General features: G+C 71.5%; 26 protein-coding genes and 1 tRNA gene. 12 read left to right on the top strand and 15 right to left on the bottom strand.

Annotated elements, in window-relative coordinates:
• Window positions 1–73: 73 nt before the first annotated feature.
• The 6 genes from ACQPXB_RS26295 to ACQPXB_RS26270 are packed head-to-tail and all read right to left on the bottom strand — an operon-like array spanning window position 74 to window position 7,995.
• The gene (locus ACQPXB_RS26295; RefSeq protein ID WP_432844785.1) at window positions 74–1,234 is read right to left on the bottom strand and encodes a serine hydrolase domain-containing protein; all 1,161 of its coding nucleotides are present in this window, start codon (window positions 1,232–1,234) and stop codon (window positions 74–76) included.
• Window positions 1,231–2,448, bottom strand: coding sequence for a 2Fe-2S iron-sulfur cluster-binding protein (locus tag ACQPXB_RS26290; protein ID WP_432844784.1), 1,218 nt, complete (start codon window positions 2,446–2,448; stop codon window positions 1,231–1,233). The genes ACQPXB_RS26295 and ACQPXB_RS26290 overlap by 4 nt, the downstream gene beginning before the upstream one ends.
• Window positions 2,445–3,278, bottom strand: a complete 834-nt coding sequence (locus ACQPXB_RS26285; RefSeq protein WP_432844783.1) for an FAD binding domain-containing protein — start codon at window positions 3,276–3,278, stop codon at window positions 2,445–2,447. The genes ACQPXB_RS26290 and ACQPXB_RS26285 overlap by 4 nt, the downstream gene beginning before the upstream one ends.
• A 3-nt stretch (window positions 3,279–3,281) precedes the next feature.
• Window positions 3,282–4,061 (bottom strand): enoyl-CoA hydratase/isomerase family protein, encoded by a 780-nt coding sequence (locus ACQPXB_RS26280; protein ID WP_432844782.1) that lies wholly within the window; start codon window positions 4,059–4,061, stop codon window positions 3,282–3,284.
• The gene (locus ACQPXB_RS26275; protein ID WP_432844781.1) at window positions 4,061–6,445 is read right to left on the bottom strand and encodes a xanthine dehydrogenase family protein molybdopterin-binding subunit; all 2,385 of its coding nucleotides are present in this window, start codon (window positions 6,443–6,445) and stop codon (window positions 4,061–4,063) included. Before ACQPXB_RS26275 ends, ACQPXB_RS26280 begins: the two co-directional genes overlap by 1 nt.
• The gene (locus tag ACQPXB_RS26270) at window positions 6,442–7,995 is read right to left on the bottom strand and encodes an AMP-binding protein (protein ID WP_432844780.1); all 1,554 of its coding nucleotides are present in this window, start codon (window positions 7,993–7,995) and stop codon (window positions 6,442–6,444) included. The genes ACQPXB_RS26275 and ACQPXB_RS26270 overlap by 4 nt, the downstream gene beginning before the upstream one ends.
• 80 nt (window positions 7,996–8,075) lie before the next feature.
• Between ACQPXB_RS26270 and ACQPXB_RS26265 the strand changes: the two genes are divergently transcribed.
• The 3 genes from ACQPXB_RS26265 to ACQPXB_RS26255 all read left to right on the top strand — a co-directional run bounded on the left by ACQPXB_RS26265 (window position 8,076) and on the right by ACQPXB_RS26255 (window position 11,846).
• Window positions 8,076–8,606: a PadR family transcriptional regulator gene (locus ACQPXB_RS26265; protein WP_366576414.1), complete on the top strand. Its 531-nt coding sequence runs from the start codon at window positions 8,076–8,078 to the stop codon at window positions 8,604–8,606.
• A 54-nt stretch (window positions 8,607–8,660) separates the two neighbouring features.
• Window positions 8,661–9,410: a flavin reductase family protein gene (locus ACQPXB_RS26260; protein WP_432844779.1), complete on the top strand. Its 750-nt coding sequence runs from the start codon at window positions 8,661–8,663 to the stop codon at window positions 9,408–9,410.
• A gap of 738 nt (window positions 9,411–10,148) precedes the next feature.
• Window positions 10,149–11,846, top strand: a complete 1,698-nt coding sequence (locus tag ACQPXB_RS26255) for an AMP-binding protein (RefSeq protein ID WP_432844778.1) — start codon at window positions 10,149–10,151, stop codon at window positions 11,844–11,846.
• Here ACQPXB_RS26255 and ACQPXB_RS26250 read toward each other — a convergent pair.
• Both ACQPXB_RS26250 and ACQPXB_RS26245 read right to left on the bottom strand, forming a co-directional pair.
• Window positions 11,836–12,219: a DUF2255 family protein gene (locus ACQPXB_RS26250; RefSeq protein ID WP_432844777.1), complete on the bottom strand. Its 384-nt coding sequence runs from the start codon at window positions 12,217–12,219 to the stop codon at window positions 11,836–11,838. The genes ACQPXB_RS26255 and ACQPXB_RS26250 overlap by 11 nt on opposite strands.
• Window positions 12,216–13,076, bottom strand: a complete 861-nt coding sequence (locus ACQPXB_RS26245) for a helix-turn-helix domain-containing protein (RefSeq protein ID WP_432844776.1) — start codon at window positions 13,074–13,076, stop codon at window positions 12,216–12,218. The genes ACQPXB_RS26250 and ACQPXB_RS26245 overlap by 4 nt, the downstream gene beginning before the upstream one ends.
• A 149-nt stretch (window positions 13,077–13,225) precedes the next feature.
• On the opposite strand from ACQPXB_RS26245, the gene ACQPXB_RS26240 reads away from it, so the two are divergent.
• From ACQPXB_RS26240 to ACQPXB_RS26230, 3 genes are all read left to right on the top strand, one after another.
• A complete protein-coding gene (locus ACQPXB_RS26240; protein ID WP_432844775.1) occupies window positions 13,226–14,137 on the top strand; it encodes an alpha/beta hydrolase in 912 nt (303 codons plus the stop codon).
• Window positions 14,138–14,342: 205 nt separating this feature from the next.
• Window positions 14,343–14,720 (top strand): hypothetical protein, encoded by a 378-nt coding sequence (locus ACQPXB_RS26235; protein WP_432844774.1) that lies wholly within the window; start codon window positions 14,343–14,345, stop codon window positions 14,718–14,720.
• A complete protein-coding gene (locus tag ACQPXB_RS26230; protein WP_432844773.1) occupies window positions 14,717–14,983 on the top strand; it encodes a hypothetical protein in 267 nt (88 codons plus the stop codon). The genes ACQPXB_RS26235 and ACQPXB_RS26230 overlap by 4 nt, the downstream gene beginning before the upstream one ends.
• Here the strand turns inward: ACQPXB_RS26230 and ACQPXB_RS26225 are convergent.
• The 3 genes from ACQPXB_RS26225 to ACQPXB_RS26215 are packed head-to-tail and all read right to left on the bottom strand — an operon-like array spanning window position 14,961 to window position 16,951.
• The gene (locus ACQPXB_RS26225) at window positions 14,961–15,971 is read right to left on the bottom strand and encodes an adenosine deaminase (protein WP_432844772.1); all 1,011 of its coding nucleotides are present in this window, start codon (window positions 15,969–15,971) and stop codon (window positions 14,961–14,963) included. The two genes, ACQPXB_RS26230 and ACQPXB_RS26225, sit on opposite strands and share 23 nt — an antisense overlap.
• Before the next feature lie 59 nt (window positions 15,972–16,030).
• A complete protein-coding gene (locus ACQPXB_RS26220; protein ID WP_432844771.1) occupies window positions 16,031–16,594 on the bottom strand; it encodes a TetR/AcrR family transcriptional regulator in 564 nt (187 codons plus the stop codon).
• 57 nt (window positions 16,595–16,651) lie between these two features.
• Window positions 16,652–16,951: a hypothetical protein gene (locus ACQPXB_RS26215; protein WP_432844770.1), complete on the bottom strand. Its 300-nt coding sequence runs from the start codon at window positions 16,949–16,951 to the stop codon at window positions 16,652–16,654.
• A gap of 411 nt (window positions 16,952–17,362) precedes the next feature.
• Between ACQPXB_RS26215 and ACQPXB_RS26210 the strand changes: the two genes are divergently transcribed.
• The 4 genes from ACQPXB_RS26210 (at window position 17,363) to ACQPXB_RS26195 (ending at window position 19,763) form a co-directional block, all read left to right on the top strand.
• Window positions 17,363–17,436 (top strand) — tRNA-Pro (locus tag ACQPXB_RS26210).
• A 311-nt stretch (window positions 17,437–17,747) separates the two neighbouring features.
• Window positions 17,748–18,266: an ATP-binding protein gene (locus ACQPXB_RS26205; protein WP_432844769.1), complete on the top strand. Its 519-nt coding sequence runs from the start codon at window positions 17,748–17,750 to the stop codon at window positions 18,264–18,266.
• Between the two features lie 71 nt (window positions 18,267–18,337).
• Complete coding sequence (locus tag ACQPXB_RS26200; RefSeq protein WP_432844768.1) at window positions 18,338–18,910, top strand: RNA polymerase sigma factor; 573 nt, start codon at window positions 18,338–18,340, stop codon at window positions 18,908–18,910.
• Window positions 18,903–19,763: a CU044_5270 family protein gene (locus ACQPXB_RS26195; protein WP_432844767.1), complete on the top strand. Its 861-nt coding sequence runs from the start codon at window positions 18,903–18,905 to the stop codon at window positions 19,761–19,763. Before ACQPXB_RS26200 ends, ACQPXB_RS26195 begins: the two co-directional genes overlap by 8 nt.
• A gap of 4 nt (window positions 19,764–19,767) precedes the next feature.
• On the opposite strand, the gene ACQPXB_RS26190 is transcribed toward ACQPXB_RS26195, so the two are convergent.
• Entirely contained in the window at window positions 19,768–20,538 is a 771-nt protein-coding gene (locus tag ACQPXB_RS26190) for an enoyl-CoA hydratase/isomerase family protein (RefSeq protein WP_432844766.1), read from the bottom strand.
• Complete coding sequence (locus tag ACQPXB_RS26185; protein ID WP_432844765.1) at window positions 20,535–21,446, bottom strand: PaaX family transcriptional regulator; 912 nt, start codon at window positions 21,444–21,446, stop codon at window positions 20,535–20,537. Before ACQPXB_RS26185 ends, ACQPXB_RS26190 begins: the two co-directional genes overlap by 4 nt.
• A gap of 132 nt (window positions 21,447–21,578) precedes the next feature.
• Here ACQPXB_RS26185 and ACQPXB_RS26180 point away from each other — a divergent pair, with 132 nt between their 5' ends.
• The gene (locus tag ACQPXB_RS26180; RefSeq protein WP_432844764.1) at window positions 21,579–23,216 is read left to right on the top strand and encodes an ABC-F family ATP-binding cassette domain-containing protein; all 1,638 of its coding nucleotides are present in this window, start codon (window positions 21,579–21,581) and stop codon (window positions 23,214–23,216) included.
• Window positions 23,217–23,643: 427 nt separating this feature from the next.
• On the opposite strand, the gene ACQPXB_RS26175 is transcribed toward ACQPXB_RS26180, so the two are convergent.
• Entirely contained in the window at window positions 23,644–24,072 is a 429-nt protein-coding gene (locus ACQPXB_RS26175) for a PPOX class F420-dependent oxidoreductase (RefSeq protein WP_432844763.1), read from the bottom strand.
• A gap of 125 nt (window positions 24,073–24,197) precedes the next feature.
• Window positions 24,198–25,145, bottom strand: a complete 948-nt coding sequence (locus ACQPXB_RS26170) for a methionyl-tRNA formyltransferase (RefSeq protein WP_432844762.1) — start codon at window positions 25,143–25,145, stop codon at window positions 24,198–24,200.
• A 147-nt stretch (window positions 25,146–25,292) separates the two neighbouring features.
• Here ACQPXB_RS26170 and ACQPXB_RS26165 point away from each other — a divergent pair, with 147 nt between their 5' ends.
• A complete protein-coding gene (locus tag ACQPXB_RS26165) occupies window positions 25,293–26,633 on the top strand; it encodes a lysine N(6)-hydroxylase/L-ornithine N(5)-oxygenase family protein (RefSeq protein ID WP_432844761.1) in 1,341 nt (446 codons plus the stop codon).
• Window positions 26,634–26,676 lie beyond the last annotated feature (43 nt).

Here is a 26,676-nt window from a genome sequence, read left to right as displayed (position 1 = left end):
AGCCACACCTCAACCGGAGGTTCTCCCCACGTCAACCAGAACCTTCCGCTACCAACGTCCTGGCCAAATACACCTAGGGCGTCGCGTACAGGGCCCGCTCGAAGTTCTCGTAGAGCTTGATGAACGGCGGCGGCACGAACGGCAGCGACTGGCTGTAGATCGCGCCGGTCACGCGGTTCACCGGGTCGACCCAGAAGAACGAGTTGCACAGCCCGGCCCACGTCCCGCTGCCCGCCGCGCGCATGCCCGGCCGCTGCTCGCTGTTGAGCACCAGCCCCAGGCCCCACTTGTGACCCGGCCCCGCGGCGAAGTCGTACGACGACGTCGGGTCCGCGGTCGGGATGCGCGCCGGGAAGTCCAGGTCGCCGATCTGGTTCGTGAACGCGGCGTCCACAGTGGAGCGTTCCAGCACCTTCGTGCCGTCGAGCGTGCCGCCGCCCAGCAGCATCCGCTGGAACTTGAGGTAGTCGCGCGGCGTGGAGTACAGGCCGTGGCCGCCCGCCCAGTACTCGGGCTGCTCGGGGATGTTGATGTCGGTGGCCACCCATTTGCCGTCCTCGCCCAGGACGTGGATCGGGGCCAGGTTGTCGCGCTGCGAGCCGCTCGGGGCGAACGACGTCTCGGTCATCCCCAGCGGTCCGGTGATGTGCTCCTTGAAGAACACGTCGAGCGTCACGCCCGCGACGGCCTCGACCACCTGGCCCAGCCAGTCGGTGTTGGTGCCGTACTCGACCTTGGTCCCGGGGTCGGCGACCATCGGGGCGGTCAGCACGATCTTCTGGCCCGACAGCACGTTGGGGATGCCGGTGGCCTTCTCCCACTTCACGATGTCGTCGTTCCAGAACCAGTAGCTCAGGCCCGAGGTGTGCGTCATGAGCTGCCGCACGGTGGCCTGCGAGGCCGGCGCCCGCAGCTTCGGCTGGTCGCCGTCGAAGCCTTCGAGCACCTTCATCTCGGCGAACTCGGGCCGGTACCGCTCGACCGGGGCGTCGAGGTCGAGCTGCCCTTGGTCGGCCAGTTTCAACGCGGCGGTGGTCGTGACCATCTTGGTCATCGACATGATGCGGAAGTGCGTGTCCGCGGACGCCGGGCCGGCACTGCCGGCGGCGCGCGGGCCGGCGGCGCCTTCGTAGATGATGCCGTTGTCGTCGGCGGCGATGGCCACGACGTTGGGCACGTCGCCGGCGTCGACGGCGTCGCTCAGGATCTTGTCGATCGGGGCGGTCGAACTCATCGTTGAGTCCCTTTCGGATGTGTGGGTGGGTTGTGCTCGGCCCGGCGCAGGCGCCGGCCCCATTCCCGGGCTTTCGCCGCGAGAGTGGCTGCGAGGAGGGCCAGTGCGCCCGGCGGCTTCTTCGCCGTCGTGCGCACCCCGGACACCGCGGTCTCCTCCACGGCCGCGGCGAACTGTTCGAACATGCGCCGGCTGACGTCGCCGGCCAGCGCCCGGCCGAACTGCGCGATCCGGCCGGTCAGGTACACCTGCGCGGTCGCCCGCAGCCGCGTGCCGGCTTCGGTTTCCTCTGCGACGAGCAGGATATCGGCCTGGGTGCGCCCGCCGCCGGCGTCCTCGCCCTGGCCGATCACGCGCAGGCGGTGGGCCTCCGCGTCGCGTTCGGTGACCTGCGCGAGCCCCGCGAACGACAGCCGGATCGGCCCGACGGCGACCCGCGCCCGGCCGCGGTAGCGGTCTTCGCCGAGGTGCTCGGTGATCTCCGCCCCGGGCAGGCACGCGGCGACGAGGTCGATGTCGTCGAGCACGGCCCACGTCTTCTCCGGCGACGCGGCGAGCTCCTGGGTGACCTCGACGGTGAACGTCGGATCCCCTTGCGGCAGCTCGATCTCCCGGACACCTGCCGCTTCGGCCACGGCCTTGCCGCCCGGCTTGGCGGCGGTGTGGCCCATCAGCACGTGCTGCCCGCAGTTGCGCGGCTCGGGGATCCCGTCGCGGTGCGCACCGGCCACTTCGGACACCGCCGAGACGATGTTGCGGTAGCCGGTGCACCGGCACAGCACACCGGACAGCTCCACGGGCAGGTCCTCTTCGGCGACGTCCGGCTTGTGCGCCAGCAGGTCGTAGGAGCTGAGCAGGAACCCCGGCGTGCAGAACCCGCACTGCAGCGCGTGGTGCGCGCCGAACGCCTCCTGCAACGGGTGCAGGTCGTCCGGCCGGCCGAGACCCTCGACCGTCACGATGTCCGCGCCGTCGAGCTGGCAGGCGAACAGCAGGCACGCGCGGGCGGCGGAGCCGTCGACCAGCACCGTGCACATCCCGCACACGCCGTGCTCGCAGCCCAGGTGCGTGCCGGTGAGTCCGAGGTGGTCGCGCAGCGCGTCGGCGAGCGTCACGCGCGCGGGCAGCGACAGCGACACCTCCGTGCCGTTCACGGTCATCGTCACGTCGAGGGGCTCGCCGGCCTCCGCCCGAACCGGCCGTGGCAGCGTCATGCCGACCCTCCTTCCGCCGCTCGGCGGGCCCGGGCCAGCTCGCGCACGGCCAGCGCCGCCACGAGCCGCTGCCGGTACTCGCGCGAGCCGTGGGTGTCGCCCGCGGTGTCCACGAGACCGCAGGCCAGCTCGGCGACCTCGTCGTCGCCGAGGCCGGTGACGACGCGCGTGACCGGCCGGTCCGACACCCCGAACGCGGTCAGCACGGCTTCGCCGTCCCCGGCCCGGAACCGCGTGGCCACCCCGGCCAGCGCGAAATCCCCGTGCCGGCGCGCGATCTCGGCGAACCCGAAACCCTCGTCCGGGCGGGCCACGGGGAAGCGCACCGCGGCCAGCACGTCCTCGGCGCCGACCGAGGTGGCCATGGCGCCGTGGAAGAACTCGGCCGCGGGCACGGTGCGCCGGCCGCGCGGACCGGCGATCTCCAGCGACGCGTCCAGGCAGCAGGCCACGGCGGGCAGCTCGGCGGCGGGGTCGGCGTGCGCGATGCTGCCGCACACCGTGCCCCGGCTGCGCAGCTCGCGGTGCCCGATCCACGGCAGCGCCAGGCGCAGCAGGGGTACGGCCGAGGCGAGCGGGTGCCCTTCGAGCGTCCGCTGGCGCACCAGGGCCCCGATCACGAGCTCGTCGCCCTCGCGGCGCACGAAGTCCAGTTCGGACAGCGACCCGATGTCGACCACAGTGGACGGACGCGCCAGCCGCATCGCCAGGATCGGCACCAGCGACTGGCCGCCCGCGAGCACCTTGCCCTCACCGGCGCTGCGCACGAGCTCGGCGACGGCGTCGTCGAGCGTCGCGGGCCGGACGTAGGCGAACGGTGCGGCTTTCACGGCTCAGCGCCCCTGGAACTTCGCGGGCCGCTTCTCGGTGAACGCGGCCACGCCCTCGGCGAAGTCGTGGCTCGCGCGCAGCATCGCGTAGGCCTTGCGTTCCAGCTCGATGCCGGTGTACAGCGGCCCGTCGACGCCTTTGTCGAGCACCTCCTTCGCGGTGCGCGCGGCCATCGGCGAGTAGCCCAGCAGGGTCTCGACGACCTTGTCGGTCTCCGCGTACAGCTCGTCGCGGTCGGCCGCGAGGTTGGCCACCAGGCCCCAGTCCAGCGCCTGCTCGCCGGTGATCCGCTCGGCGGTGAGGATGTGGAACTTGGCGCGCGACAGGCCGATCAGCCGCGCGAGCCGCTGCGTGCCGCCGCTGCCGGGGATCATGCCGAGCTTCATCTCCGGCAGCGCGAACCGGCTGCGCGGCGTGGCCAGCCGGATGTCCGTGGACAGCACGAGCTCCAGGCCCACGCCGAAGCAGTAGCCGTCGACCGCCGCGACCACGATCTTCTTGCTCCGCGCGGGCGCGGTGACGTTGTGGCCGAGGTCGGTGAAGTCCACCGGCTCGACCTCCATGAAGCCGGGGATGTCGCCGCCCGAGGAGAAGTGCTCGCCGTCGGACTTCAGCACCACCACGCGCACGTCGTCATCGGCGTCGATCTCGGCGAACAGCTCCGCCATCCGCTGCCGCATCTCCCACGTGATGATCGTGAAGCGGCCGTGGGAGAGCGTCAGCTCGGCAACCTGCCCGTCGTGGGTGCGGCCGAGCCGGATCTCGCCTCCGGTGAGCGCCATCAGGCCTTCCTTTCCAGTATTTCGTGCACGACGTTGCCGTGCAGGGGCAGGGTCGTCACCTCGATGCCGAGCGCGTCGGTGACCGCGTTGGCGATCGCCACCGGCAGGCTCATGCTCGAACCCTCGCCGCAGCCTTTCGCGCCGAGCGTGGTGAACGGCGAGGGCGTCTCGAGGTGGTCGCTGATCAGCGAGTAGCCGGCCTCCGCGCTGGTGGGGCAGAGGTAGTCCATGAAGGTCGCCGACGTGGGCTGGCCCGAGTCGGCGTAGCGGAGCTCTTCGTACAGCGCGCCGCCGAGCGCGTGCGCGAGCGCCCCGTGCACCTGGCCCTCCAGCAGCTTCGGGTTCAGGATCGTCCCGGCGTCGTGCACCGTGGACACCAGCTCGATCTCCACGGCGAGGCTCACCGGGTCGATGCGCACGGCGACCAGCTCCGCGACGAAGCCGTAGCACAAGCTGGAGTTGATCTGGTCCCCTGTGGACGGTGCCTTGGCCTGCGGCGGGTTGAACGCGGCCTCCTCGTAGAGCCGCGCCGGCACCCCTTCGGGCAGCGACCCGGGGTCCCAGTGCACCAGCCCGGCGGCGTGCCGGAACGCCACACGCTCCTCGGGCGCGTCGCGTTTGCGCACGAACCCGTCGGCGAGCTCCAGCCCGGCGGGGTCCGTGTCGAGCAGCACCCCGGCCGCCGCCCGGATCGTCTCGGCGATCTTGTCGGCCGCGGCGACGAGCGCGCTGGTGAGCAGTGGCGCGAAGCGCGAGGAGTAGCTGCCGGAGGTGATGGTCCACGGTGTGGTGGCCGTGTCCATCTCGACCACCGGCCGCACGGATTCCTGCGGCAGCCCCAGCCGCCGCGCCACGAGCTGGCGCGCGACGGTGGCGTGTCCCTGACCCTGCGGCACGGTGCCCAGCAGCACCGACACGACCCCCTGCGGGTCGACGCTGATCCGGACGTGCTCCGTGCTGCCCGACTTGCCGCGTCCGGTCGCGCGCTGCTCGGCCGGCGTGGCGAGGCCGACGTAGCCGATGTTGGTCGCCGACGGGTCGACGATCGTCGCCATGCCGATGCCGAAGTACTCGCCGGCCTCGCGCGCCTGGCGCTGGCGCACGCGCAGCTTCTCGTAGTCGGCGTTGCGCAGGGCCAGCTCGAACGCCCTCGGGTAGTCGCCCGAGTCGTACACGCCGCCGCTGGGCGTGTGATACGGGAACGAGCCGGCCTGGATCAGGTTGCGCCGCCGGATCTCCGCCGGGTCGAGGTCGAGCTCACGGGCGACGCGGTCCATGATCCGCTCGAGCCCGAAGTAGAGCTGCTGGCCGCCGAAGCCGCGGTTGAGGCCGGTGGGCGTCTTGTTCGTGACCACCGCCCGGGCCCGGATCGCCACCGCGCCGATGCCGTACGCACCGGTGATGTTGCCGAAGCAGCGGTAGAGCGTGCTGGGCTCGGGCGGGCGCAGGTACGCGCCGACGTTGTCGACGAGGTCCGCGCGCAGGGCCTCGACCTTGCCGTCGGCGTCGACGGCGGCCTCGAACCGCATCCACCGGTCCGAGCCGGCCGAGCTCGACAGTAGGTGCTCCACACGGTCCTCGGTCCAGCGCACCGGCCGGCCGCAATGCTTGCTGGCCAAGGCCATCAACGCGACGTAGGGGTAGATGCCGGACTTGATGCCGAAGCTGCCGCCGATGTCCGCGGGCACGCGCAGCCGCACCCGCGACGTCGGCAGCCCGAGGCCTGCCGCGAGCACCGGCACCATGGAGAACGGCCCGTGGAAGTTGGCCCACGCGGTGACGCCCGGCCCGTCGACGTCCTCCAGCCACTCCGCGACGACCGAGTAGCACTCCATGGGCGCAGAGGTGTAGCGCGGGAACCGGTATTCGCCGGTCACCACGTGCGCGGCGCCGGCGAAGAGCTCGTCGACGGGGCCGAAGCTGAACGTGCGGTCGGTGGCGACGTTGCTGCCGAGCTCCTCGTGCAGCAGCGGGGCGTCCTCGGCGATCGCGCGCGTGGAGTCGACCACGGGCGGCAGCGGCTCGTAGTCCACTTCGACCAGTTCCGCCGCGTCCTCGGCCGTGTAGCGGTCCGTCGCGACGACGACGGCCACGGGCTCGCCGACGAACCGCACCTTGTCGGTCCCGGTGGGGTAGTAGCGGATCGGCGTCTTGAGCGAGAGCGGGAACGGCTTCAGGGCCGCGAGCACGTCGTCCGGCCCTAGGACCGCCGCGACGCCGGGGTGGGCGCGGGCGCGGGACAGCTCGACGGACCGGATGCGCGCGTGCGGGTGCGGGCTGCGCACGACCGCCGCGACCAGCGAGCCGCGCATCGGGTCGAGGTCGTCGAGGAACTTCCCCTTGCCGCACAGCAAGGGGACGTCTTCGATGCGGGCCGCCGTCATGCGTGCTCCTTGCCCGGCACGAGCTGTGCCAGCCGGCGGTAGTGGCCCGCGGTCAGCTCACGGCGCAGGATCTTGCCGACGGCCGACTTGGGGATGCCGGCCACGGCCAGGTAGCGCTTGGGCCGTTTCAGCGACGGCAGTCCCGAGTGCTCTCGCGCGTAGGACTCCAGCTGTGCCAGCGTGTCCTCGGGCCGGTGCCCGGCCGAAGGCACGACGAAGGCGGTCACCGCGCTGCCCCAGCGGTCGTCGGGGAGCCCTGCGACCACGATCTCGGCGACGGCCGGGCAGCGCACGAGGGCGTCTTCGATGTCCTCGGGGTAGATGTTCTCGCCACCGGAGTTGATCATGTCGTCGACGCGGCCCGCGACCCACAGGTCGCCGTCCTCGTCCTCGGTCGCGAGGTCACCGGTGAAGTACCAGCCGGCGCGCAACGACTTCGCGTCGGCGTCGGGCCGGTGCCAGTACCCGCGGAACGCCTCCGGGCTCTCCAGCGACACCGCGACCTGGCCCGGTTCGCCCGGCGCCACGACGTCGTCCGGGGTCGCGCCCTCGGCCGGGCTGACCAGGCGGACGCGGGAGAAGACCCCGGCGCGCCCGGCACAGCCCGGTTTGCGGCGCACGTCGGGCCCGATCGTGAAGGTGTAGATCTCCGTGCTGCCGAAGTGGTTGACGAACACCTCCGGGTGCAGCTCGGCGTCGAGCCGCTCGGCGAGCGCCGGTGTCATCGACGCGCCCGCGTAGGCCAGCCGGCGCACGGACTTCGCCTCGGCCAGCCGTCCTGTGTGGACCAGCGACCAGTACGCGGTGGGCACCAGGTAGAGCGCGCTCACCTCCTCCTCGGTGATGAGCTCCAGCGACTCCTCGGCGTCGAACTTCACCTGCGGCACCCAGGTACCCGCCGCGACGATGCTCGCCAGCAGCGCCCGCATGCCCATCGTGTGGAACATCGGCATCACGCCGAGGGCGACCTCACCGGTGCGGTGCTGCGTCTGGATCAGGTGCGCCACCGCGGCCGCGTGCTCGGCGGAGTGCCGGCGCGGCACGCCTTTCGGCCGGCCCGTGGTGCCGGACGTGTAGAGCATGACGCTCGTGTCGTCCTCGGCCGGCTGGTGCTTCGGTGCGGGCGAGTCCAGCAGCCGCGCCAGCGGCGTCACCCGCTCGGGTGCATCCAGCGCCGCTCCGGAGTGCGCGCGGGCCGGCAGTTCGGCGATGCCGGCGACGGTCGGGTCGGTGGTGCTGTCGGTGATCAGGAGCGTCGGGGAGCAGTCGCGCAGGCAGTAGGCCACGTCGTCGGCGCTGAAGCGCGTGGACAGCGGAACGGAGATCGCGCCGGTCTTCTGCACGGCCAGGTGCAGGCTCGCCAGGGGCTCACCACCGGCGAGCAGGAGGGCGACGTGGTCGCCCGGGCGCACGCCCAGCCGGGTCAGCGCGCCGGCCAGCCGGTCGGTGCGTTCGTCCCACTGCGCGTAGGTCATCGGGTGCCGGCCGCCCACGGCCCGGCGATGCGGATAGCGCTCCGCCGTCCAGCGGAACGATCTCACCAAGTCCATCGTCGCACTCCCGGAGATCGATAGTCCGATTCGAATGATCTGTTTCGGACCATGGGCGAAATTACGGTAGGGTCGAGGGCATGTCAAGCGGACGGTTGAGCACGACTTCGTACGTCGTGCTGGGGACGATCGGGCTGCGTGGCCCGTCCACGCCGTACGACCTCAAGCGCGCCGTCGGGCACTCGGTGGGGTACTTCTGGTCCTTCCCCCACGCGCAGCTGTACTCCGAGCCGGAGCGGCTGGAGCGCATGGGGCTGCTGGAGGTCGAGACCGAGCAGACCGGGCGGCGCCGCAAGGTCTACAGCATCACCGACGAAGGCCGCGATGCCGTGCGCGCCTGGCTGGCCGCGCCCACGCACGAGCACTTCGAGATGCGCGACATCGCCGAGATGAAGCTGTTTTTCAACGAGCTGGGCGACACCGGCAACATCGTGAACCTGGCGCGCGAGCAGATCAAGCAGCACGAGGAACGCATCTCGGTGTACGAGGACATGCAGCGCCGCTTCGGTGCCGAGCCGAAGTACGCGCGCCGCATGATCCCGCTGCGGCTGGGGCTGGAGATGGAACGGGCGGCGCTGCGGTTCTGGTCGTCGATCGCCGAGGAGTTCTGAGCCGCCCGTCGGTTCGGCCGGGACCGAAGCGCGGCGACCCTAGCGTGGGCGCTCGTGAACGATCATGTCGCGATAACCCCCAGCATCCTCTACTTCGGCACGCCGGTCGCCTTGCTGACGACGGAAAACGCCGACGGCTCCCCGAACATCACGCCGATGTCCTCGGCCTGGGCGCTCGGTGAGGTCGTGGTGCTCGGCCTGGCCCGCAGCGGCCACGGCGCGCGCAACCTCACCTCGCGTCCCGACCTCGTGGTCAACCTGCCCGGCCCCGGCCAGTGGGCGGCGGTGGAGCGGCTCGCCCCGCTGACGGGAGCGGACCCGGTGCCCGAGCACAAACGGGACCGCTTCCGGTACCAGCCGGACAAGTTCGCCGCGGGCGGGCTGCGGCCGCAGCCGGCCGAGCTGGTCCGGCCGCCGCGCATCGCCGAATGCCCGCTGCAGCTGGAAGCGCGCGCGGCGGCCGTCCGCGAGCGCGCCGGGTTCCTCGTCATCGAGGCCGACGTGCTGCGGGTGCACTGCGCGCCGGAGCTGGTCGTGCCCGGCACGCAGCACGTGGATCCCGCGAAGTGGAGCCCGCTGATCTACAACTTCCGCCACTACTTCGGCCTCGGCGAGCAGCTCGGGCACAGCTTCCGGTCCGAGACGCCCGCCGTCGCCTCAGGCAGCCGCGGGCAGCGCCCGGCGCCGGTGCCGGACCAGCCCGGCCGCCTGCGCGCCGACGGCGAGGACGACGTACGCGATCAGCCACGGCGCGAAGCCGGGCGGCTGACGGTTGGTCGTGGCGAGGTCGGCGAGTACCGGTAGCGCGTAGAACGCCGGCAACGCCAGGACGGGCTCGGTGCGGCGCAGGATCCCGTCGACGGAGCGGGAGAGCTCGTCGTCGGCGAGCACCGGGCGGGTCAGCACGCCGAGCAGCACCGCCGCCACCACGACCGCGCCCAGCGCCAGCAGCCCGAGCCACAGCAGCGCCCAGACGCTGACGGACGACACGACCATCGTCACGGCCAAGGCTGCGCCGCCACCGAAGGTGACCACGAGGGCCGCGACGGACCACCCGTTCAGCACCCCGCGCCACGGAGGTCGCTGCGCGGGTGCCGTCGGGCCGAGCCAGGCCGCGGTGCGCCGGTCGGCCCACCGCACGGGCAACCAGAGGACGAGCTGCAGCCCGGCGAAGAGGCAGAAGAAGGAGCGGCCCTCGGGCAGGTCGTCGTGGTCCACTCCGGGCAGCAGCGACAGGAACTGCACCGCGAACGAGCCGAACGCGATCAGCAGCAGACCGGCGAGCATTCCGGTCCACGTCGGCCCGGGTCGCGCGCCCGCGCGCACGCCGAGCCGCCGGACGAGCAGCGGCGTGAGCCGGCTCGCCGGGACGTCGTGTTTTTCCAGCCATCGGCCGGCCGCCTTGAACTCGGCTTCGGTCGGGTCGGTCATCGGTTCCCCCTCGGTTCGAGAGGTATACGTGCGCAGGGCGATTCGCGTTGCCCGGTCGGCCGGGGAATTCTGCCCGGCGGAGCCTCGGCCGGGCGGGGGTGCGGTCGTAGCGTGGTCGTGCCGTTCACCGCCCGCCAGAGCCGAAGGGGGCCGGCCATCACCGACGTGTTCACGCCAGGACCGGGACGGACGGTGTTCAGCCTCCGGCCGCCACCGTCCGTTGTGGACCGGTTTCGCGCGGAAGGCTTCTGGCGGGACGGAAATCCGCTGCGGGATCTCGCGCGGTGGCGTGCCGAGACACCGGACGCGACCGCGCTCATCGCGCTTCGGACGGCGACCGGCGAGACGACCCGGCTGACCTATCGCGAGTACGCGCGGTGCGCCGAGCGCTACGCCGGGGCGCTGACCGAGCTGGGCGTGGGGCCGGGGCAGGTCGTGGCCGTGCAGCTGCCGAACGTGTGGCAGGTCGATCCGCTGCTGCTGGCCTGTTTCCGGGTCGGCGCGCTGGTGGCGCCCGTGATGCCGACGATCCGGTCACGCGAGCTGGAGCGCGTGCTCGCCCGAGTGGGGGCGTCGGTGTGCGTGACGGCCGACGTCTGGGACGGCCACGACCACGCGGCGGCTCTGGCCGAGATGGCCCCGAGGCTGCCGAAGCTGCGGCACCGGGTCGTGCTGGGCTCGCGGGTGTCGGCGGACGAGGTCGATTTCACGCGGCACTTCGAGCAACCGTGGGAAACGCGGCACGCCGTCGCCCTCGACGACGCCCGACCGGACCCCGACCAGGTCAGCCTGGTGCTGTTCACCTCCGGCACGACCGGCCGGCCGAAAGGCGCGCTGCACACACTGAACACCGAGTACGCCACCGCCGCCGCGCACATCACGGCCGACGACCAGGGGCCGGCCGAGCGGTTCTTCACCCCGCACTCCCTCACGCACACCGGCGGCATCTTCCACTGCCTCATGCGCCCGTTGCTCACGGGCGGCTGCGCGGTCGTCGCGGACCGCTGGGAACCCGAGGTCGTCGGCGCGTACCTCGAAGAGACGGCCGTGACACAGCTGCTGATCGCGCCTGCGTTCCTGGCCGGGCTGCTGCCGTACGCGCGGCCCGGCCGGTTGCGGACCGTGACCACGCTCGGCACCGCGACTCCCGCCGCGCTCGTCGCCGACGTCGCCCGCGTGCTGGGTGTGCCGCTGCGCACGTGCTGGGGCATGACCGAGTGCGGCGGCACCCTCATGCGCGCCGACGACCCGCCGGACTGGGCGCTGCACAGCGTCGGCCGGATCTCCCGCGGCAGTGACCTCGATCTGCGGTCCGACCTGGGCGAAATCACCGCCGAACGGCCCGGCCGGCTCTACATCCGGGGCGCCACCGTCTGCCTGGCCACCGTCGACCGCGACACCGGTGAGCTCACCGTGGCGGCCGACCACGACGACGGCTGGTACGACACCGGTGACCTCGCGATCCCCGACGGCCGCGGCGGCATCCGCCTCCTGGGCCGCGACGCCGACCGCATCGGCGGCGTCCTGATGATCCCGGCCGCCGACGTGGAGTCCGCGTTGCTCGACCACCCGGCCGTCCGCGACGTCGCGCTCGTCGGCTACCCCGACGCCACGGACGGCGAGCTGCCCGCGGCCGTCGTCGTGCCCGCCGCCGAGCCGCCGACGCTCGCCGGCCTGCGTGAGCACCTCGCCGCGCTCGGCATGACCGAGTGGTACTGGCCCACCCGCTTGGAGCTGGTACCGGAGCTGCCGCGCAACGCGATGGGCAAGGTGCGCAAGGACGTCCTCGCCCGCGGCCTCACGTGCTGACGCGCGGGCCGCGTCCGTCCACAGTGGAGTGATCCGCCGGGCTGATCCGGAGCGTCGCGGCTCGTGCCTCGGCGTTGGTGACGAGCGAAGCGGCTCCGTACTTGGCCCGGTACGCCTCGTCGATCTCGGCCGAGCGTTCGCCGTCGGCGGCGAACGCGACGGCACGGCTCAGCGAGCCGACCCGCACGCGGCCCCGGCGGTGGTTCGCGGCGGACTGGAACCACCGCGACCCCGGACCCCGGAACGCACGCACGAACAGCGTCCCGTCGACGAGGACGAAACCGACTTCCACCCAGGTGTCGCCGGGTCCGGCGCTGAGCTCCAGCGACGCCGAAGCCGAAAGTGCCGCCAGTTCCGGAGCGGTCCACGTCATCGCTTGGCCGCCGAGTGCTCGGCGTGCCAGGACAACAGGATGTCCAGCGCTTCGCGCGAAGGCGTGCCGGGCTCGGCGGTGAGGACCATCAGGCGCTGGCCGGAGTCGTCGGGGCTCAGCCACGTGTCGCAGTCCAGCGTGAGGTCGCCGACGAGCGGGTGCCGGTAGTTCTTGGTGCCGAACCCCGCGCTGGTGACCCGGTGTTCGGCCCACCACGTGCGGAAGTCCCCGTCCTGCACGGAAAGCTCGCCGACGAGGCGCGCCAGGTCCGGGTCCTCGGGATCGCCGGCCGCCTCCATGCGCAGCGCGGACACGGCCACGCGCGCGTCCTGCTGCCAGTGCGGGTGCAGGGCGCGGAACGCCGGCTCGGTGAACATGAGGTGCACGTAGTTGCGCCGCGCGGGCGTGACCTGCGCGAAGTCGACGTACAGCGCGGTCGCAGCGGTGTTCCAGCCGAGGATGTCGAGGCGTTTGCCCAGCACGATCGCCGGGGTCTCGGTGAGCTGGTCGAGCAGCCGGCGGATGGCGGGCCGCACGCGCTGCACGGCGCGACGGCGGCGCGGGCGCGCGTCGGCCTTGCCGGCGAGGTCGTAGAGGTAGGTCTGCTGGTCGTCGTCCAGCCGCAGGGCGCGCGCGAGCGTGGCCAGGATCGTCGCCGACGCCTGCACGCGGCCCTGTTCGAGCCGCGTGTAGTACTCGACGCTGATGGCCGCCAGCTGGGCGACCTCGGTGCGGCGCAGTCCCGCGACCTTGCGGCGGGTGCCGGTCTCGGGCAGGCCGACGTCGCGAGGGGTCAGCTGGGCGCGGCGCGCCTTGAGGAAGTCGCCGAGCCGCGCGGAGCCGGACGGAGTGGTCATGGGTTCATTCTGCGCCCGGCCGGGCGCGCGCAAGAGGGCCAGGATCCTGACCACCCCGAAACCCGGCTCTGGTGGTGTCGCGGCTGCGGCCGGATCGTGGAGTCAGGGCCCGGTATCCTGCCGGGTGCAAGATCATCGAGGAGTATCCCGTGCCGAAGATCGACGTCACCTTCGACAGCGCCGGCGTCCGGCTCGCCGGCCACCTCTACGTCCCGGACGGGGCCGCCGGCCCGGGCCCGGCCGTGGTCGTCGGCCACCCCGGCAGTGGCGTGAAGGAGCAGGCCGCCGGCCTCTACGCGGCGCGGCTGGCCGAACGCGGGTTCGTGACGCTCGCGTTCGACGCCGCCTACCAGGGCGAGAGCGGCGGCGAGCCGCGTGGCCTCGAAGACCCCGCCCAGCGCGTGGAGGACTTCAAGGCGGCCGTGTCGTTCCTGACCACCCGTTCCGAAGTGGACGCGGGCCGCATCGGCGAGCTCGGCATCTGCGCGTCGGGCGGCTACGTGCTGTCGGCCACGGGCGGCGACCGCCGCGTGAACGCCGTCGCCACGGTCAGCGGCGCCGACATCGCCCGTCAATTCCGCTTCGGCGCCGACGGCACGCAGGACCCGGCCGTGTTCGAAGGCATGCTCGACGCCGCAGCCCACGCCCGCACCGCGGCGGCGGCCGGTGAGAAGCCCGCGCCGCTCACCCTGTTCCCCGAGACCGTCGAACAGGCGCGTGCCCTCGGCGGGGAGCACGGCGCGGAGGGATTCGAGTACTACCGCACCGAGCGCGGGCACCACCCGCGCTCGGCCGAGGCCTTCGACTGGACGAGCGTCGACAGGTTCGCCACGTTCGACGCCTTCACCGCGGTCCCGCTGATCGGCTCGCGGCCGCTGCTGATGATCGTCGGGACGCGCGCGATCACCGCGTGGATGAGCGTCGAGGCGTTCCAGAAGGCCACCGGTCCCAAGGAACTGCACCACGTGGAAGGCGCCAGTCACGTCGACCTCTACGACAAGGAGCAGTACGTGGGCCCGGCGGTGGACAAGCTGGCGGGGTTCTTCGGCCGGAACCTCTGAGCGAAGCGTCCACAGTGGATGATCAGTGTTGGCGTGAGGTCAAATACCGTGAAGTCAAGAACATCACCTGAACGTTCTGCTGTGGACAGTAAAATCGACTGCGCGGTGAAACAATCACGCGATACAGGGGGAGAGGGTTGCCCCGCGCGGCTTCTTCAATCGGCCGCAGCCGTTTCTCGGTTGTCCACGGCCAGCCGGGTAGGGCATGCTCGACCGGGTGAAGATCGATCCGCCGAGACCGCTCACCGTGCAGGAACGGGCGATCCTCGCCCTCGTCCTTTCGCCCGACTTCGCCGGCGCGGCGGAACTTCGACAGCAGTCGACGTCCGCCGTCGTCGACGGGTGCTGCGGCTGTGGTTGCCCCTCGGTCAGCTTGCGGACGGACGACTCCGCGCCGATGGCCTCTCTGAGTTCGAGACTTGTGCCGATCGAGCTCGAAGTCCTGGCCTCCGATGACGAGTCCCCGGGTCAAGTCCTCCTCTTCGCCAACGAAGGCAGGCTGAGTTACCTGGAGTATGTGTGCTTCGGCGAGCCGTCCACCGACTGGCCCGATCTGAGCCGGGTGCGGGTGGTCGGCCCGTGACCGCCGAACGGCAGCCGAACTCGGCCGAGATCGAGGCACACTTCCTCGCTCTCCTGGACGGGCGCATGACCCGCGACGCGGTCGATCGGTGGGCCGGCCGGTGGCTGACGGACGACGCCCTCTCGTGGGACGAGCTGAGCCTGTGGGCCTTGGGGCTGCTCTACGGCATCGACCTCCGCGACGGCCCCGGCGGCGCCTACCTGCACGACGACGAGCAGGTGCAGGGCCGGCTGACCGAGCTCAGGAGCCGACGCAACGACTGACGTCACTCGCCTTTGGACAGAGTTCCTCGAACACATCCCGCAGCTCCTCGGCGTGCGCGAACGAGCCGCTGAAACTGTTGCGCACCAGGGTGGTCACCTCGGCTTCGGTTAGGTCGAGCGCATCGGTGACTGCCTGGTAGTTCTCGTTGACGTAGCCGCCGAAATACGCCGGATCGTCGGAGTTGACGGTCACCGGGACGCCGGCGTCCAGCAGCCGCCTCAGCGGGTACGTCGTGAGGTCGTCCGTCACGTGCAGGCGCAGGTTCGAGAGCGGGCACATCGTCAGCGTGACCTGCTCGTCGGCCAGCCGCGCGACGAGGTCGGGATTCTCGGCCGCCGCGTAACCGTGGTCGATGCGCTCGACGTGACACGCGTCCAGCGCCTCGGTGACGTAGGCGGCCGGCCCCTCCTCCCCGGCGTGGCACGTGGTGCGGTAACCCTCCGCACACGCCGCATCGAAGTAACGCGCGAACTTCGCCGGCGGGTTCCCCCGCTCGGCTCCACCGAGGCCGATCCCGAGCACCCGCTCCCGCCACGGCCGGACCAGCTCGAGCAGCTCCAGCGCGTCGCCCTCACTGCGGTGGCGGTGCGCGCTGACCAGGAGCGCGCCGTCGATGCCATGTGTTTCGCGGACTTCGTCGATGCCGTCGACGATCCCGCCGACCTGCTCGCCGATCGGGATGCCGCGGTCGAGGAACGCCTGCGGCCCGAACAACATCTCCGCCCGCCGCACGCCCTGGCCGGCGGCGCGCTGCAGATACGCGACCGTCAGCTCGCGGAAATCCTCGCGCGTGCACAGCACCCGGCAGCCCTGGAAGTACACCGACAGGAAGTTCTCCAGCCCGGTGAACGCGTACGCGGCCCGCAGCTCCTCCGGGCTGCGCCACGGCAGCCCCACGCCGTTGCGGGCGGCGAACCGAACCATGTCCTCGGGCTCGAGCGTGCCCTCGAGGTGAACGTGCAGCTCAGCCTTCGGCAGCGCGGTCAAGAGTTCCTCCCGGGTCCCGTAGAAGTGAACTGATCGATTCACTTCCGTGAGGAGTCTACCTACCCGGGCAACAGCGCCGCGACGGCCCGCTCATGCGCCGCCTCAACCTCGGCCGGCGGCGTCCCGCAGATGAGCAGCATCTGCAGCCCCCGCCACAACGCCACGATCGCCATCGCGGTGTCGTCAGGCCGCACGACGGTTGCGTCCCCCCGAAGCGCCCCCGCCACGACCTCGACCCACCGCTCGCGCGTCTGCGCGAGAAACTCCGGATGCCGGCCCGGCACGTCGGCCGCCATGCCGAACCGTGCGAAGAACAGCTGCAGATGCGGCCGCCGCGCCGGGTCCGCAATGTGCCGCCACGCCGCCGCGACCCGCTCGGCCGTCGTCCCCTCGCCGGTGAGCACCGCACCGAGCCGATCGAGCAGCGCGGTCCCGCCGAGAATCTCGTCCACCGCGGCCGCGAGCAACCCGTCGAGCGACCCGAAATGGTAGAGCAACATCCGATTGTTGGACCCGATGCCCCGAGCGAGCTCACTCAGGGACAGATCGACCACCCCACGGCCGAGCACGAACTCGCACGTCTCACGCAGAAGCCTCGCGCGCTCGACCGGTCCACTCGCCACGCCGCGATCGTAGGGCAACGCCCTGACCAGCCCACTCCGAGTAACCGCCCGGCCTGCTCACCCCACCACTGTGTTTCCGACGGCCCGCAGCAGATCGCTGAGCCAGACCAGGTGGTAGGCAACCGGAGGCTGCTCGCCCTCCACCAGCTGCCGAACATGCTGTTCACACTCCGACAACTGGCCGATGGTGAGCCCTGGGGGCTCTCGTGAGACGTCGTAGAGCGCGTCGGGCGGGATGGCCCAGAAGTAGTCTGCATCCACCTCCACAGTGTCCCCGTGGACCTCCCTCACATGCTCGAACAGCCTCTCGGCCGCCGCGGCCAACTGGTCAAGCCGGATGACGTTTGCAGTGGTCACTCGATCTGCCTTCCTGGGGGACGCATCCGCTTGATCGTATTGGTCTCTTCGCGTTACCTCACTTCGTTTTCCTTTGCGGCACGACCAAAGGCGTCCGCTGGCGGCAGTTCTTCCTTCTTGTCGGCCCTGGCGCAACCGTCGGCCGGGCGGGCGAGGTGCTACAAGCGAACCGGCTCGATCCAGTCGTCTCCTCGCGACCAGCGTCAGCGCGGAGGCGAGGGCCGTCCGGCAGGTACTGACCCCCGTCGACGCTAGGCATCCCCGGCCCATGTCCTTCTCGCTGCGTCACCCTCCGTTGCCGAAGTTCCCGCAGGTCAGAACATAAATGTGGGCCTTCCTGCAACCCCCCGATCGCGACCCGCTACAGTACTCACATCGCGCTTCACGGAGCACCTCCGGGGAGCACGGGTCCGGGCTGTGGCGCAGTTTGGTAGCGCACTTGACTGGGGGTCAAGGGGTCGCAGGTTCGAATCCTGTCAGCCCGACCGGATCGGCCACGTTCACGCAGGTGGACGTGGCTTTTTTCATGCCCGGCCATGATCCAGTCGTCCGCGTCGGCGGTGATCGCCATGGCCAGTGATGTGTGGCGCGGTTACGCGGCCTCCTGTCCGACGAGCGGTGATTCCGTTGTGGACGGACCAGGCCGGCTCTCCGTGTGACCGATGAACATGTCAGTCACGTCGGGCCATCGAAGAGATGGCCGTCCGTAGGCAGGCGCTGTCAAGGCTGGGCCTCGGGTTGCTTGCCGCGTCGGCCATGCCCGGCTCGGGCGCGGCTCGCGCTAGGGTCCCGTTCCGTGATCGTCTGGTTGAACGGCACCCACGGCGCGGGCAAGACCACGACCAGCGCGCTCCTGCAGCCGCTGTTGGCTGATGCGCGGGTGTTCGACGCGGAGAAGGTCGGCGAGACGTTGATGGACATCAGGCCGGGGCTGCCCGAGACGGACAACTTCCAGCACTGGCCACCGTGGCGGCTGCTGGTCGTCGAGACCGCCGCGCGTGTTCTGGAGTACGCCGGCGGCACGCTGGTGATGCCCATGACCGTCTTGGTCGAGCGGTACTGGCGTGAGATCAGCGCCGGCCTTGCGCAGCGCGCCATTCCCGTGCGGCATTTCGTCCTGCACGCCGACCAGGAGACGCTGCGCGGGCGCATCGAGGGCGAGCACGTCATCCCGTCCCCGTTCCGGCTCAAGTACCTGGAGCCCTACGCCGAGGCGGCCCGCACGTGGTTGCACGCCGAGGCGGAAGTCGTCGACACCACGCACCTCACCGCTGCCGAGGCGGCCGAGCGGATTGCCGAGGCCGTCAAGAGCTGAACCCCCGGAATGAACTCGGATGGCGGTTTCTGCGGATAACCCGTGACACTGCATCCGAGAAGGGGTGATCGATGGACGACGCGGGGGTGATCGGCCGGTCCGTGGCCGAGCCCGACCTGTTCGCCGCCATCTTCGACCGGCACGCGCCGCACATCCACCGCTACCTCGTGCGGCGGCTGGGGCGGGACGTGGCCGACGACGCGCTGGCGGACACGTTCCTGGTCGCGTTCGGCAAGCGAGCCCGCTACGACGGCAGCCGGCCCGACGCGCGGCCGTGGCTCTACGGGATCGCGACCAACATCGTGAGCCGCCACCGCCGTGACGAGGTGCGCCAGTACCGCCTGCTGCACGCCGTGGGGCCGCAGGCCGCGGTCGACGGGCACGCCGACCGCGTGGCCGCCCAGGTCAGCGCCCAGGCGCGCGGGCCGGAGCTCGGGGCGGCGCTGGCCGCCCTCAGCGCCAAGGACCGCGACGTCGTGCTGCTCATCGCGGCCGAGCAGCTGGCCTACGACGAGGTGGCCCAGGCGCTGGGAATCCCCGTCGGCACCGTGCGGTCCCGGCTCAACCGTGCCCGCCGCCAGTTGCGCGCCGCGCTCGGCGGCGCCGGACACCCCGACGTGAAGGAGGTTCCGTCCCATGGATGAGCTGCAGCTGGTCCGCGACCGCGCGGAGGACGTCCCGCTGCCCGACCTGGTCGAGCTGGGCGCGGCCCGCGCCCGCCTGCTCGCGGCCGTCGCGAGCGAGCGCAGCCGCAAGACCGGGAAACGCCTGTGGCAGGCCGGCGCCGCGACAGTGGGGCTCGCCGCGGCCATCACCGCCGTCGTCTCGTTCGCGCCCACCGGCGACGGCCCGCTGACGCCGCCGCGAGCGGCCGCCGACCCCGTGCGCGTGCTGCACGGCGCCGCGGCCGAGGCGCTCAAGCTGCCCGATGCCCCACCGCGGCCCGACCAGTTCGTGTACGTCAAGACCCAGTACGCGTACAGCGACCGCGAAGCCTGGATCTCCGCCGACGGCAAGCACGACGGCTACGTCAAGCAGGACGGCCAGGCCTTCCCGTTGCCGGCGTGCGTCGACGGCAAGTACCGCGTCGAGGGCGCGAACAATCCGGCCGCCAACGGCACCGAAGAGCCGTGCGTCGTGATGCCGGCCTACCGCACCGACCTGCCGACCACCACCGACGCGATGTTCAGCTACCTGAACAAGAACACCAGCGGCGACGCGAACGCCATGGGCAAGGACGTGCAGATGCTCGTCGGCGAGGCCTACCTGCCGCCGCGGACCAAGGCCGCGCTGTTCGACGCCGCCGCGAAAGTGCCGGGCCTGCAGGCCGTGGACCACGTGAGCGACGCGGCGGGCCGTCCGGGCGTCGGCATCACCTGGCCCGGCCACGGCGTGACCCTGATCTTCGACGCCAAGACCTACACCTACCTCGGCACCACGCAGGGCGCCGTCGTCGGCTACGGGATCGTCGACCGCGTGGGGCAACTGCCGCGCTGAGGGCTCAGCGGCCGGTGAAGCTCGCCTTGCCGGGGCCGTCGGCGAGGAACGACTTCACCGCGCCGCGCAGGTCCTCGGTGTCGAACAGCTCGGCGGCGATCGAGGTGACGTGGGCGTTGGCCTCGGGCACACCGCCGTGCTCGAAGTGGGCCAGCACGCGCTTGGTGGCCGCGTGCGCCTGCGTGGGGCCGGCGGCGAGGCGTGCGGTGAATTCGCGCGCCGCGGCGTCGAAGCCCTCGTCGGGCAGCACGCGGTTCACCACGTTCCAGCGTTCGAGCGTCTCGGCCGGGTAGGTGTCGCCGGTGAACACGAACTCCTTGGCCCGCGCCACTCCGGCGCGGGCGGCGAGGCGCTGGGTGCCGCCCATCGTCGGCGTCAGGCCCACCACCTTCTCCACGAGCCCGAACTTCGCGCGCGAAGCGGCCAGGAGCAGGTCGCACGCCACGGCCACCTCGAACGCCCACGTGAGGCACAGGCCGTGCGCGGCGAACACCGTGGGGAACGGCAGTGCGGCGATGCGGTCGGGCACTGTGAGCAGCTCGTCGAAGAACACCTTCGCCTCGGCCGGCGAGCCCTGGGCGTCGAAGAGCGCGACGTCCACACCGCCGCTGACCACGCGGCCCTCCGCTCGGATGAGCAACGCCCGCGCCGGCCGGGCTTCGAGATCGGTGATGGCTTCGAGCAGGTCGCGTTGCAGCGAAGCGGTGTAGAGGTTGAGCGGCGGGGCGTCGATCGTCAGCACCGCCAGGCCGTCTTCGCGGTCGAGCCGGGTCACGCGTTCTCCTCGTTGTCGAGCAGCTTGTCCCAGTACGCCTGGGCCGTGGGCCGCCATTCCACGTGCTTGCGGTGGAACAGCTCGCTCGCCTTGCGGCCGCTCCACTCGGCGGGCAGCAGCTCGGCCGGCAGCCGCGGGTCGAGGAACGGGAAGCGCCGCCATTCGTGCACCAGCTCGGTCTGCGCGCGCAGCACGGCCGGGTCGCCCGCGGGGCGCAGGCCGGTGAAGCGGTCGATGAAGTCCTCGTAGCGGTCGGTCAGCTCCGAGAGGTCCCACGACCGCTCGACCATGCTCTCCTGCTCGCCGACCTCGCCGTACGCGGCCGTGAACGACATCGCCTGGGCGTCGAGCTGCAGCTCCGCCACGATCTGCTGCGCTTCGTGCTGCCGGCTCGGGTCGGGGCTCACCCACACGCCCGCGACGGGCGAGCCGAACCCGGCCCACGTCAGGCGCGTGCGCAGGCGGTGGCGCAGGTCGCGTTTGGCCTCGGGCACCGACACGATCAGCATCAGCCAGCGGCCTTCCCACGCGACGGCCTCGCGCCCGAACGCGTAGATCCGGTCCGCGCCTTCGGTGAGCAGGCGGCGGCCCGGCGGCGTGAGCGACCAGCGCACGCGCCGCCCGACGCGTTCGGACACCAGCCAGCCCTCGGCGGCCGAGCGCGCGAGGGCCTGGCGCGCCGACTTCTCCTCGATGTCCAGCATGCCCAGTGCTTCGACGAGCATGGACGTCCACACGGGACGGTCGCGGGGCAGCACGTACTCGCCCAGCACGGTCATCAACAGGGACCGGGCACTCGTGTGGCTCACCTCGCGGCGCCTGCTGACCGTCGGCCGCGGCGCCGCCGAGCGGGGTTCCCGCTGCTTCGCGCGCTGGCCGAGCGTGACCGACGTGGCGGGTTCCGCCATCGCTTTCACCGACCTCACTGCTTCGTGGTACGTAACCCGCCCAGGCTACCCACGTTCAGTGACCGGGACGACACTCGACACACTGGGAGTGCGTCGGCGGCCGGGAGCGCCACCCGTAGAATCGGCGGGGAAATGAGCGCAACACTCGTCGCGAAGGGCCTGGCCTCCGGCCACGGCGACCGTATCCTGTTCTCCGGCCTCGACCTGGTCGTCGCTCCCGGCGACGTCGTCGGGCTGGTCGGCGTCAACGGCGCCGGCAAGTCCACGCTGCTGCGCACCCTCGCGGGCCTGCAGCCGCCCGAGTCGGGGGAGGTCCGGCTTAATCCGCCGACGGCCACCGTCGGTCACCTCCCGCAGGAGCCCGAGCGGCGGCCGGGGGAGTCGGTGCGGCAGTTCCTCGCGCGCCGCACCGGAGTCGCGGAAGCGCAGCGTGAGCTCGACGCCGCCACCGAAGCGTTGACGGAAGGCTTGGCGGGTGCCGATGACACGTACGGCACGGCGCTCGACCGGTGGCTCGCCCTCGGCGGCGCCGACCTCGACGACCGCGCCGGCGAGGTGGCGGCGGAGCTGGGGCTGGCCGTCGACCTCGACCAGCCGATGGTCTCGCTCTCCGGTGGGCAGGCCGCGCGGGCCGGGCTCGCGTCGCTGCTGCTGAGCCGGTACGACATCTTCCTGCTCGACGAGCCCACCAACGACCTCGACCTCGACGGCCTCACTCGCCTCGAGCGGTTCGTCACCGGCCTGCGCGCCGGCACGGTGCTCGTGAGCCACGACCGCGAGTTCCTCGCGCGCACCGTGGACCGCGTCGTGGAGCTGGATCTCGCGCAGCAGCAGGTGAACACGTTCGGCGGCGGCTACGAGTCCTATTTGGAGGAACGCGCCGTCGCGCGGCGCCACGCGCGCGAGGACTACGAGGAGTACGCCGCCACCCGCTCGGCGCTGGAGGCGCGCGGGCAGATGCAGCGCTCGTGGATGGAGAAGGGCGTCAAGAACGCGCGGCGCAAGCAGACCGACAACGACAAGGTCGGCCGCAAGTTCCGCAGTGAGGCCACGGAGAAGCAGGCGTCGAAGGCGCGCCAGACCGAGCGCATGATCGAGCGCCTGGAGGTGGTGGACGAGCCGCGCAAGGAGTGGGAGCTGCGCATGGAGATCGCGGCGGCCCCCCGCGCGGGTGCGGTCGTCGCCACGCTCCGCGGTGCCGTCGTGCACCGCGGGCCGTTCACGCTCGGTCCTGTCGACCTGAAGGTGGACTGGGCGGACAAGGTCGCCATCACCGGCGCCAACGGATCGGGCAAGTCCACTTTGCTGGCTGCGCTGCTCGGCCGGCTGCCGCTCGACGAGGGCAGTGCCGCGCTCGGCTCCGGCGTCGTCGTCGGCGAGGTCGACCAGGCCCGCCGGCTGTTCCTCGACGACGTCCCGCTGGCCGACGCGTTCGCGCGCGAGGTCCCGGAGCTGCCCGACGCCGAGGTCCGCACGCTGCTCGCCAAGTTCGGCCTCAAAGCCGCGCACGTGCTGCGCCCCGCAGCCACGCTCTCCCCGGGCGAGCGCACCCGCGCGGCGCTGGCGTTGCTGCAGGCGCGCGGGGTGAACCTGCTCGTACTCGACGAACCCACCAACCACCTCGACCTGCCCGCGATCGAACAGCTCGAGTCCGCTTTGGACCGCTACCCCGGCACGCTGCTGCTCGTCACGCACGACCGCCGCATGCTCGACGCCGTCTCGGTCACGCGGCGCTTCGAAGTGGCGGACGGGAAGGTCACCGAGTCCTGACGCGTCAGCCGGCCACGGCGTCGACGCCCGGCGGGCGCTTGCCGGGCCTTGCGAGAACCGAGCGCGGTGCGGTGGCCATCGTGAGCGGTGCCTGGCACGGCGGCGGGTCGGCGGGGCGCGGGCGTGGGGTCCGGTGGAAGGGGCAGTGGGTTCCGCGATCGGCGGGCTCTTGCCACACGAGACAAAACGCTTGACGTTCCGGTGATCGAGACGCGTCAACCGGCCACGGCCTCGACGCCCGGCGGACGCTTCCCGGGCGATGCGAGAACCGAGCGCAGCCCGGTCTGCCGTCGTGACCCGTGCCCGGCATGGCGGCGGGTCGGCCGGCCGCGTGCGTGGAGTCCGGTGGCGGCGGCAGGTGAGTTCCCGTTCGGCGGATTCTTGCCGCGCAAGGCGAAACGCCTGGTGTTCCAGTGAGCGGGATCCGTCAGCCGGCCACGGCGTCGACGCCTGTGGTGTGCGTGGGGTGGACCGCGATGAGGACCTTGCCCGGCGAGGTGGCGTAGCCGACGAACTGGTCCACGCCTTCGGCGGGCAGGTAGCGGCGCGCGATGAGCTCCGAGCCGCTGCGGACGCGGGTGGGGTCGGTGACGATCTCGGCCGTGCCGTTGACCGAGACGAAGCTGTAGGGCGCCACGTCGTCGTGCACGGTGAGCGCGACTTCGGCCGAGGCGGCGATCGCGCGGCCTTTCACGCTGTCCTGGGTGATGTTGACCAGCAGGTCGTCGCCGTCGGTGGCGAACCAGACGGGGACGGCGTGCGGGCGGCCGTCGGCACGGACGGTGACGAAGATGGCGCTGCGGTTGCCTTCCGCGAGGTAGGCGCGGGCGCGCTCGGCGGACATCGGGGTGGCCATGGTGCGTTCCTCCAGTGGTCGGGCCCGGCACACCGGGTCACGGTTGCGGCCACCGTAACCCGGCGCACCGACAATCTCGGCTCACCGGAAGTTTCAGCCGATCGGCGAAATCCCGATCCGCACATTCAAGGCCGATCGGTGAGGTACCCGCCCATCGTCGTGAAGTAGTCGGCCGCCGCCAGGTCCGTGCCGTCCTCCGTGCGCACGCGTTCGACCAGCAGCCCGGGGGAGTGGCCGCGGCGCGCTTCGGGACCGGCGACGATCACCACGCCGTCGCCCTCCTTGATGAAGATGCGGCCCGGCGTGCCGCCGTAGTGCCCGGCCGACACCGACGCGCGCACGATCCGCAGCGGAAGACCGCGGTGGTAGGCGAACGCGTTGGGATACGGGTCGGACTGCGCGCGCACCAGCCGTTCGATGTCCGGCGCGGGCCACGTCCAGTCGATGAGACTGTCGCGCGGCGCGCGTTTGTGGAAGAAGCTCGCCTTCGACCGGTCCTGGGCGATCGGCACCACGGTGCCCGTCCCGATGAGCGAGAGCGCCTCGGTGACGATCGGCTCGATGAGATCCACCGTGCGGTGGAACAGGTCCGTGGTCGTGTCCTTCGGGCCGACCGGCACGGCCCGTTGCACCACGATGTCGCCGGCGTCGAGCTCCGCGTTCATCAGGTGGGCGGTCACGCCGACCTCGGGTTCGCCGTTGACCAGCGCCCAGATCAGCGGCGAGAACCCGGCGTACGCGGGCAGCAGCGAGTCGTGGACGTTGAGCGTGCCGTGCGGCGGCAGGGTGAAGATCTCGGGCGGCAGCCAGGCCCGCCAGTTGTTCGCGACGATCAGCTCCGGCTCCGCGGCCTTCAGCTCGGCCAGCAGTTCGGGATCGTCGGGCCGGTTGCGCAGCAGGGCGCGGATTCCGTGGGCCTCGGCCAGTTCGGCCACCGAATCGTCCCAGATCTTCTCGTACGCGTGGTCGCTCTTCGGGTGCGTGACCACGAGGACGACCTCGTGACCGGCGTCGATGAGGGCCCGCAAGGTGCGGTGCCCCCAGGTCTGGTAGCCGAACATGGCCACGCGCATCGGCGAATCCCTTTCGCGGTCGAGGGGACGAACATCACCCACACGGTACTAGCTGAGCCTGTCCTAAGTTAGGTTAGGGTTTCCTGAGCTTTTTGAGTGGGAGCTGAGCCGAACCGAGATGCGGCAGTGCCGCGCTAGGGGACTTTCATGTCACGAGCAGTGGTCGATGGCCAGGTGCCGGTGTACGACGTGGTCGGGGTGGGGTTCGGACCATCGAACCTCGCCCTCGCGATCGCGCTGACCGAGCACAACGCCGCGCCCGGGTCCGGTGACACGGTCACCGCGCACTTCCTCGAGCGCCAGCCGCGGTTCGGCTGGCACCGCGGGATGCTGATCGACACCGCGACGATGCAGGTCTCGTTCCTCAAGGACCTCGCGACCATGCGCAATCCGACGAGCGAGTTCAGCTTCCTGAAATACCTGCACGCCAGGGGCCGGCTGGTCGACTTCATCAACCACAAGAACCTCTTCCCGCTGCGCATCGAGTTCCACGACTACTTCGAGTGGGCGGCGGCCAAGGTCGACGACGTCGTGTCCTACGGCAGCGAGGTCCTGTCGGTCGAGTCGGTGCGCGACGGCGACGAGGTGGTCTTCTTCGACGTCCGCGCGAAGTCCGGCGACGAGATCGTGGAACTGCGCGCCCGCAACCTCGTGCTGGGCACGGGACTGCGGCCCAACCTGCCCGAAGGCGTCAGCGGAAGTGAGCGGATCTGGCACAACAGCCAGCTGCTGCCGCGCGTCGAACGGTTGCGCGGCAGCGAACCGAAGCGGTTCGTGGTGGTCGGCGCCGGCCAGAGCGCGGCCGAGGTCGCGGCACTGCTGCACGACGAGTTCCCGCACGCCGAGGTCTGCGCGGTCTTCGCGCGCTACGGCTACAGCCCGGCCGACGACAGCTCGTTCGCCAACCGCATCTTCGACCCGGATGCGGTCGACCACTTCTACAGCGCCAGCGAGCCCGTGAAGGACCGGCTGATGCGCTACCACGGCGCCACGAACTACTCCGCGGTCGACCTCGACCTGATCGACGAGCTCTACCGCCGCGTCTACCAGGAGAAGGTGCTCGGCATGGAGCGGCTGCGGCTGTTCAACGTCTCCCGGCCCGTGGACGTGACCGACCACGGCACCCACGTGCGCGCGACCGTCGAATCGCTGACCACCGGTGAGCGCGCGGTGCTCGACGCCGACGCCGTCGTCTACGCCACCGGCTACCTGCCCGCGGACCCGACGCCGCTGCTCGGGGAGCTCGCCGCGGGCTGCCGTCGGGACGCGGAAGGCCGGCTGCGCGTTGAGCGCGACTACCGCATCACCACCGACGCCGCCGTGCGCGGCGGGCTCTACCTGCAGGGCGGCACCGAGCACACGCACGGCATCACGTCGTCGCTGCTGTCCAACACCGCGGTGCGCGTCGGCGAGATCCTGCAGTCCATTGTGGATCGCCGAGCCGCCGTGGCCCACCTGCCCGAGTACGCGGTGAGCGGCACGCGCTGACGGCGCTGCGCCCAGTCAGTCCAGCTTCAGTCAACGGTGGAGG

The sequence above is a fragment of the Amycolatopsis sp. CA-161197 genome, assembly GCF_050942255.1.
Taxonomy (GTDB): domain Bacteria; phylum Actinomycetota; class Actinomycetes; order Mycobacteriales; family Pseudonocardiaceae; genus Amycolatopsis.
This window is presented reverse-complemented; position numbering and strand designations above follow the sequence as displayed.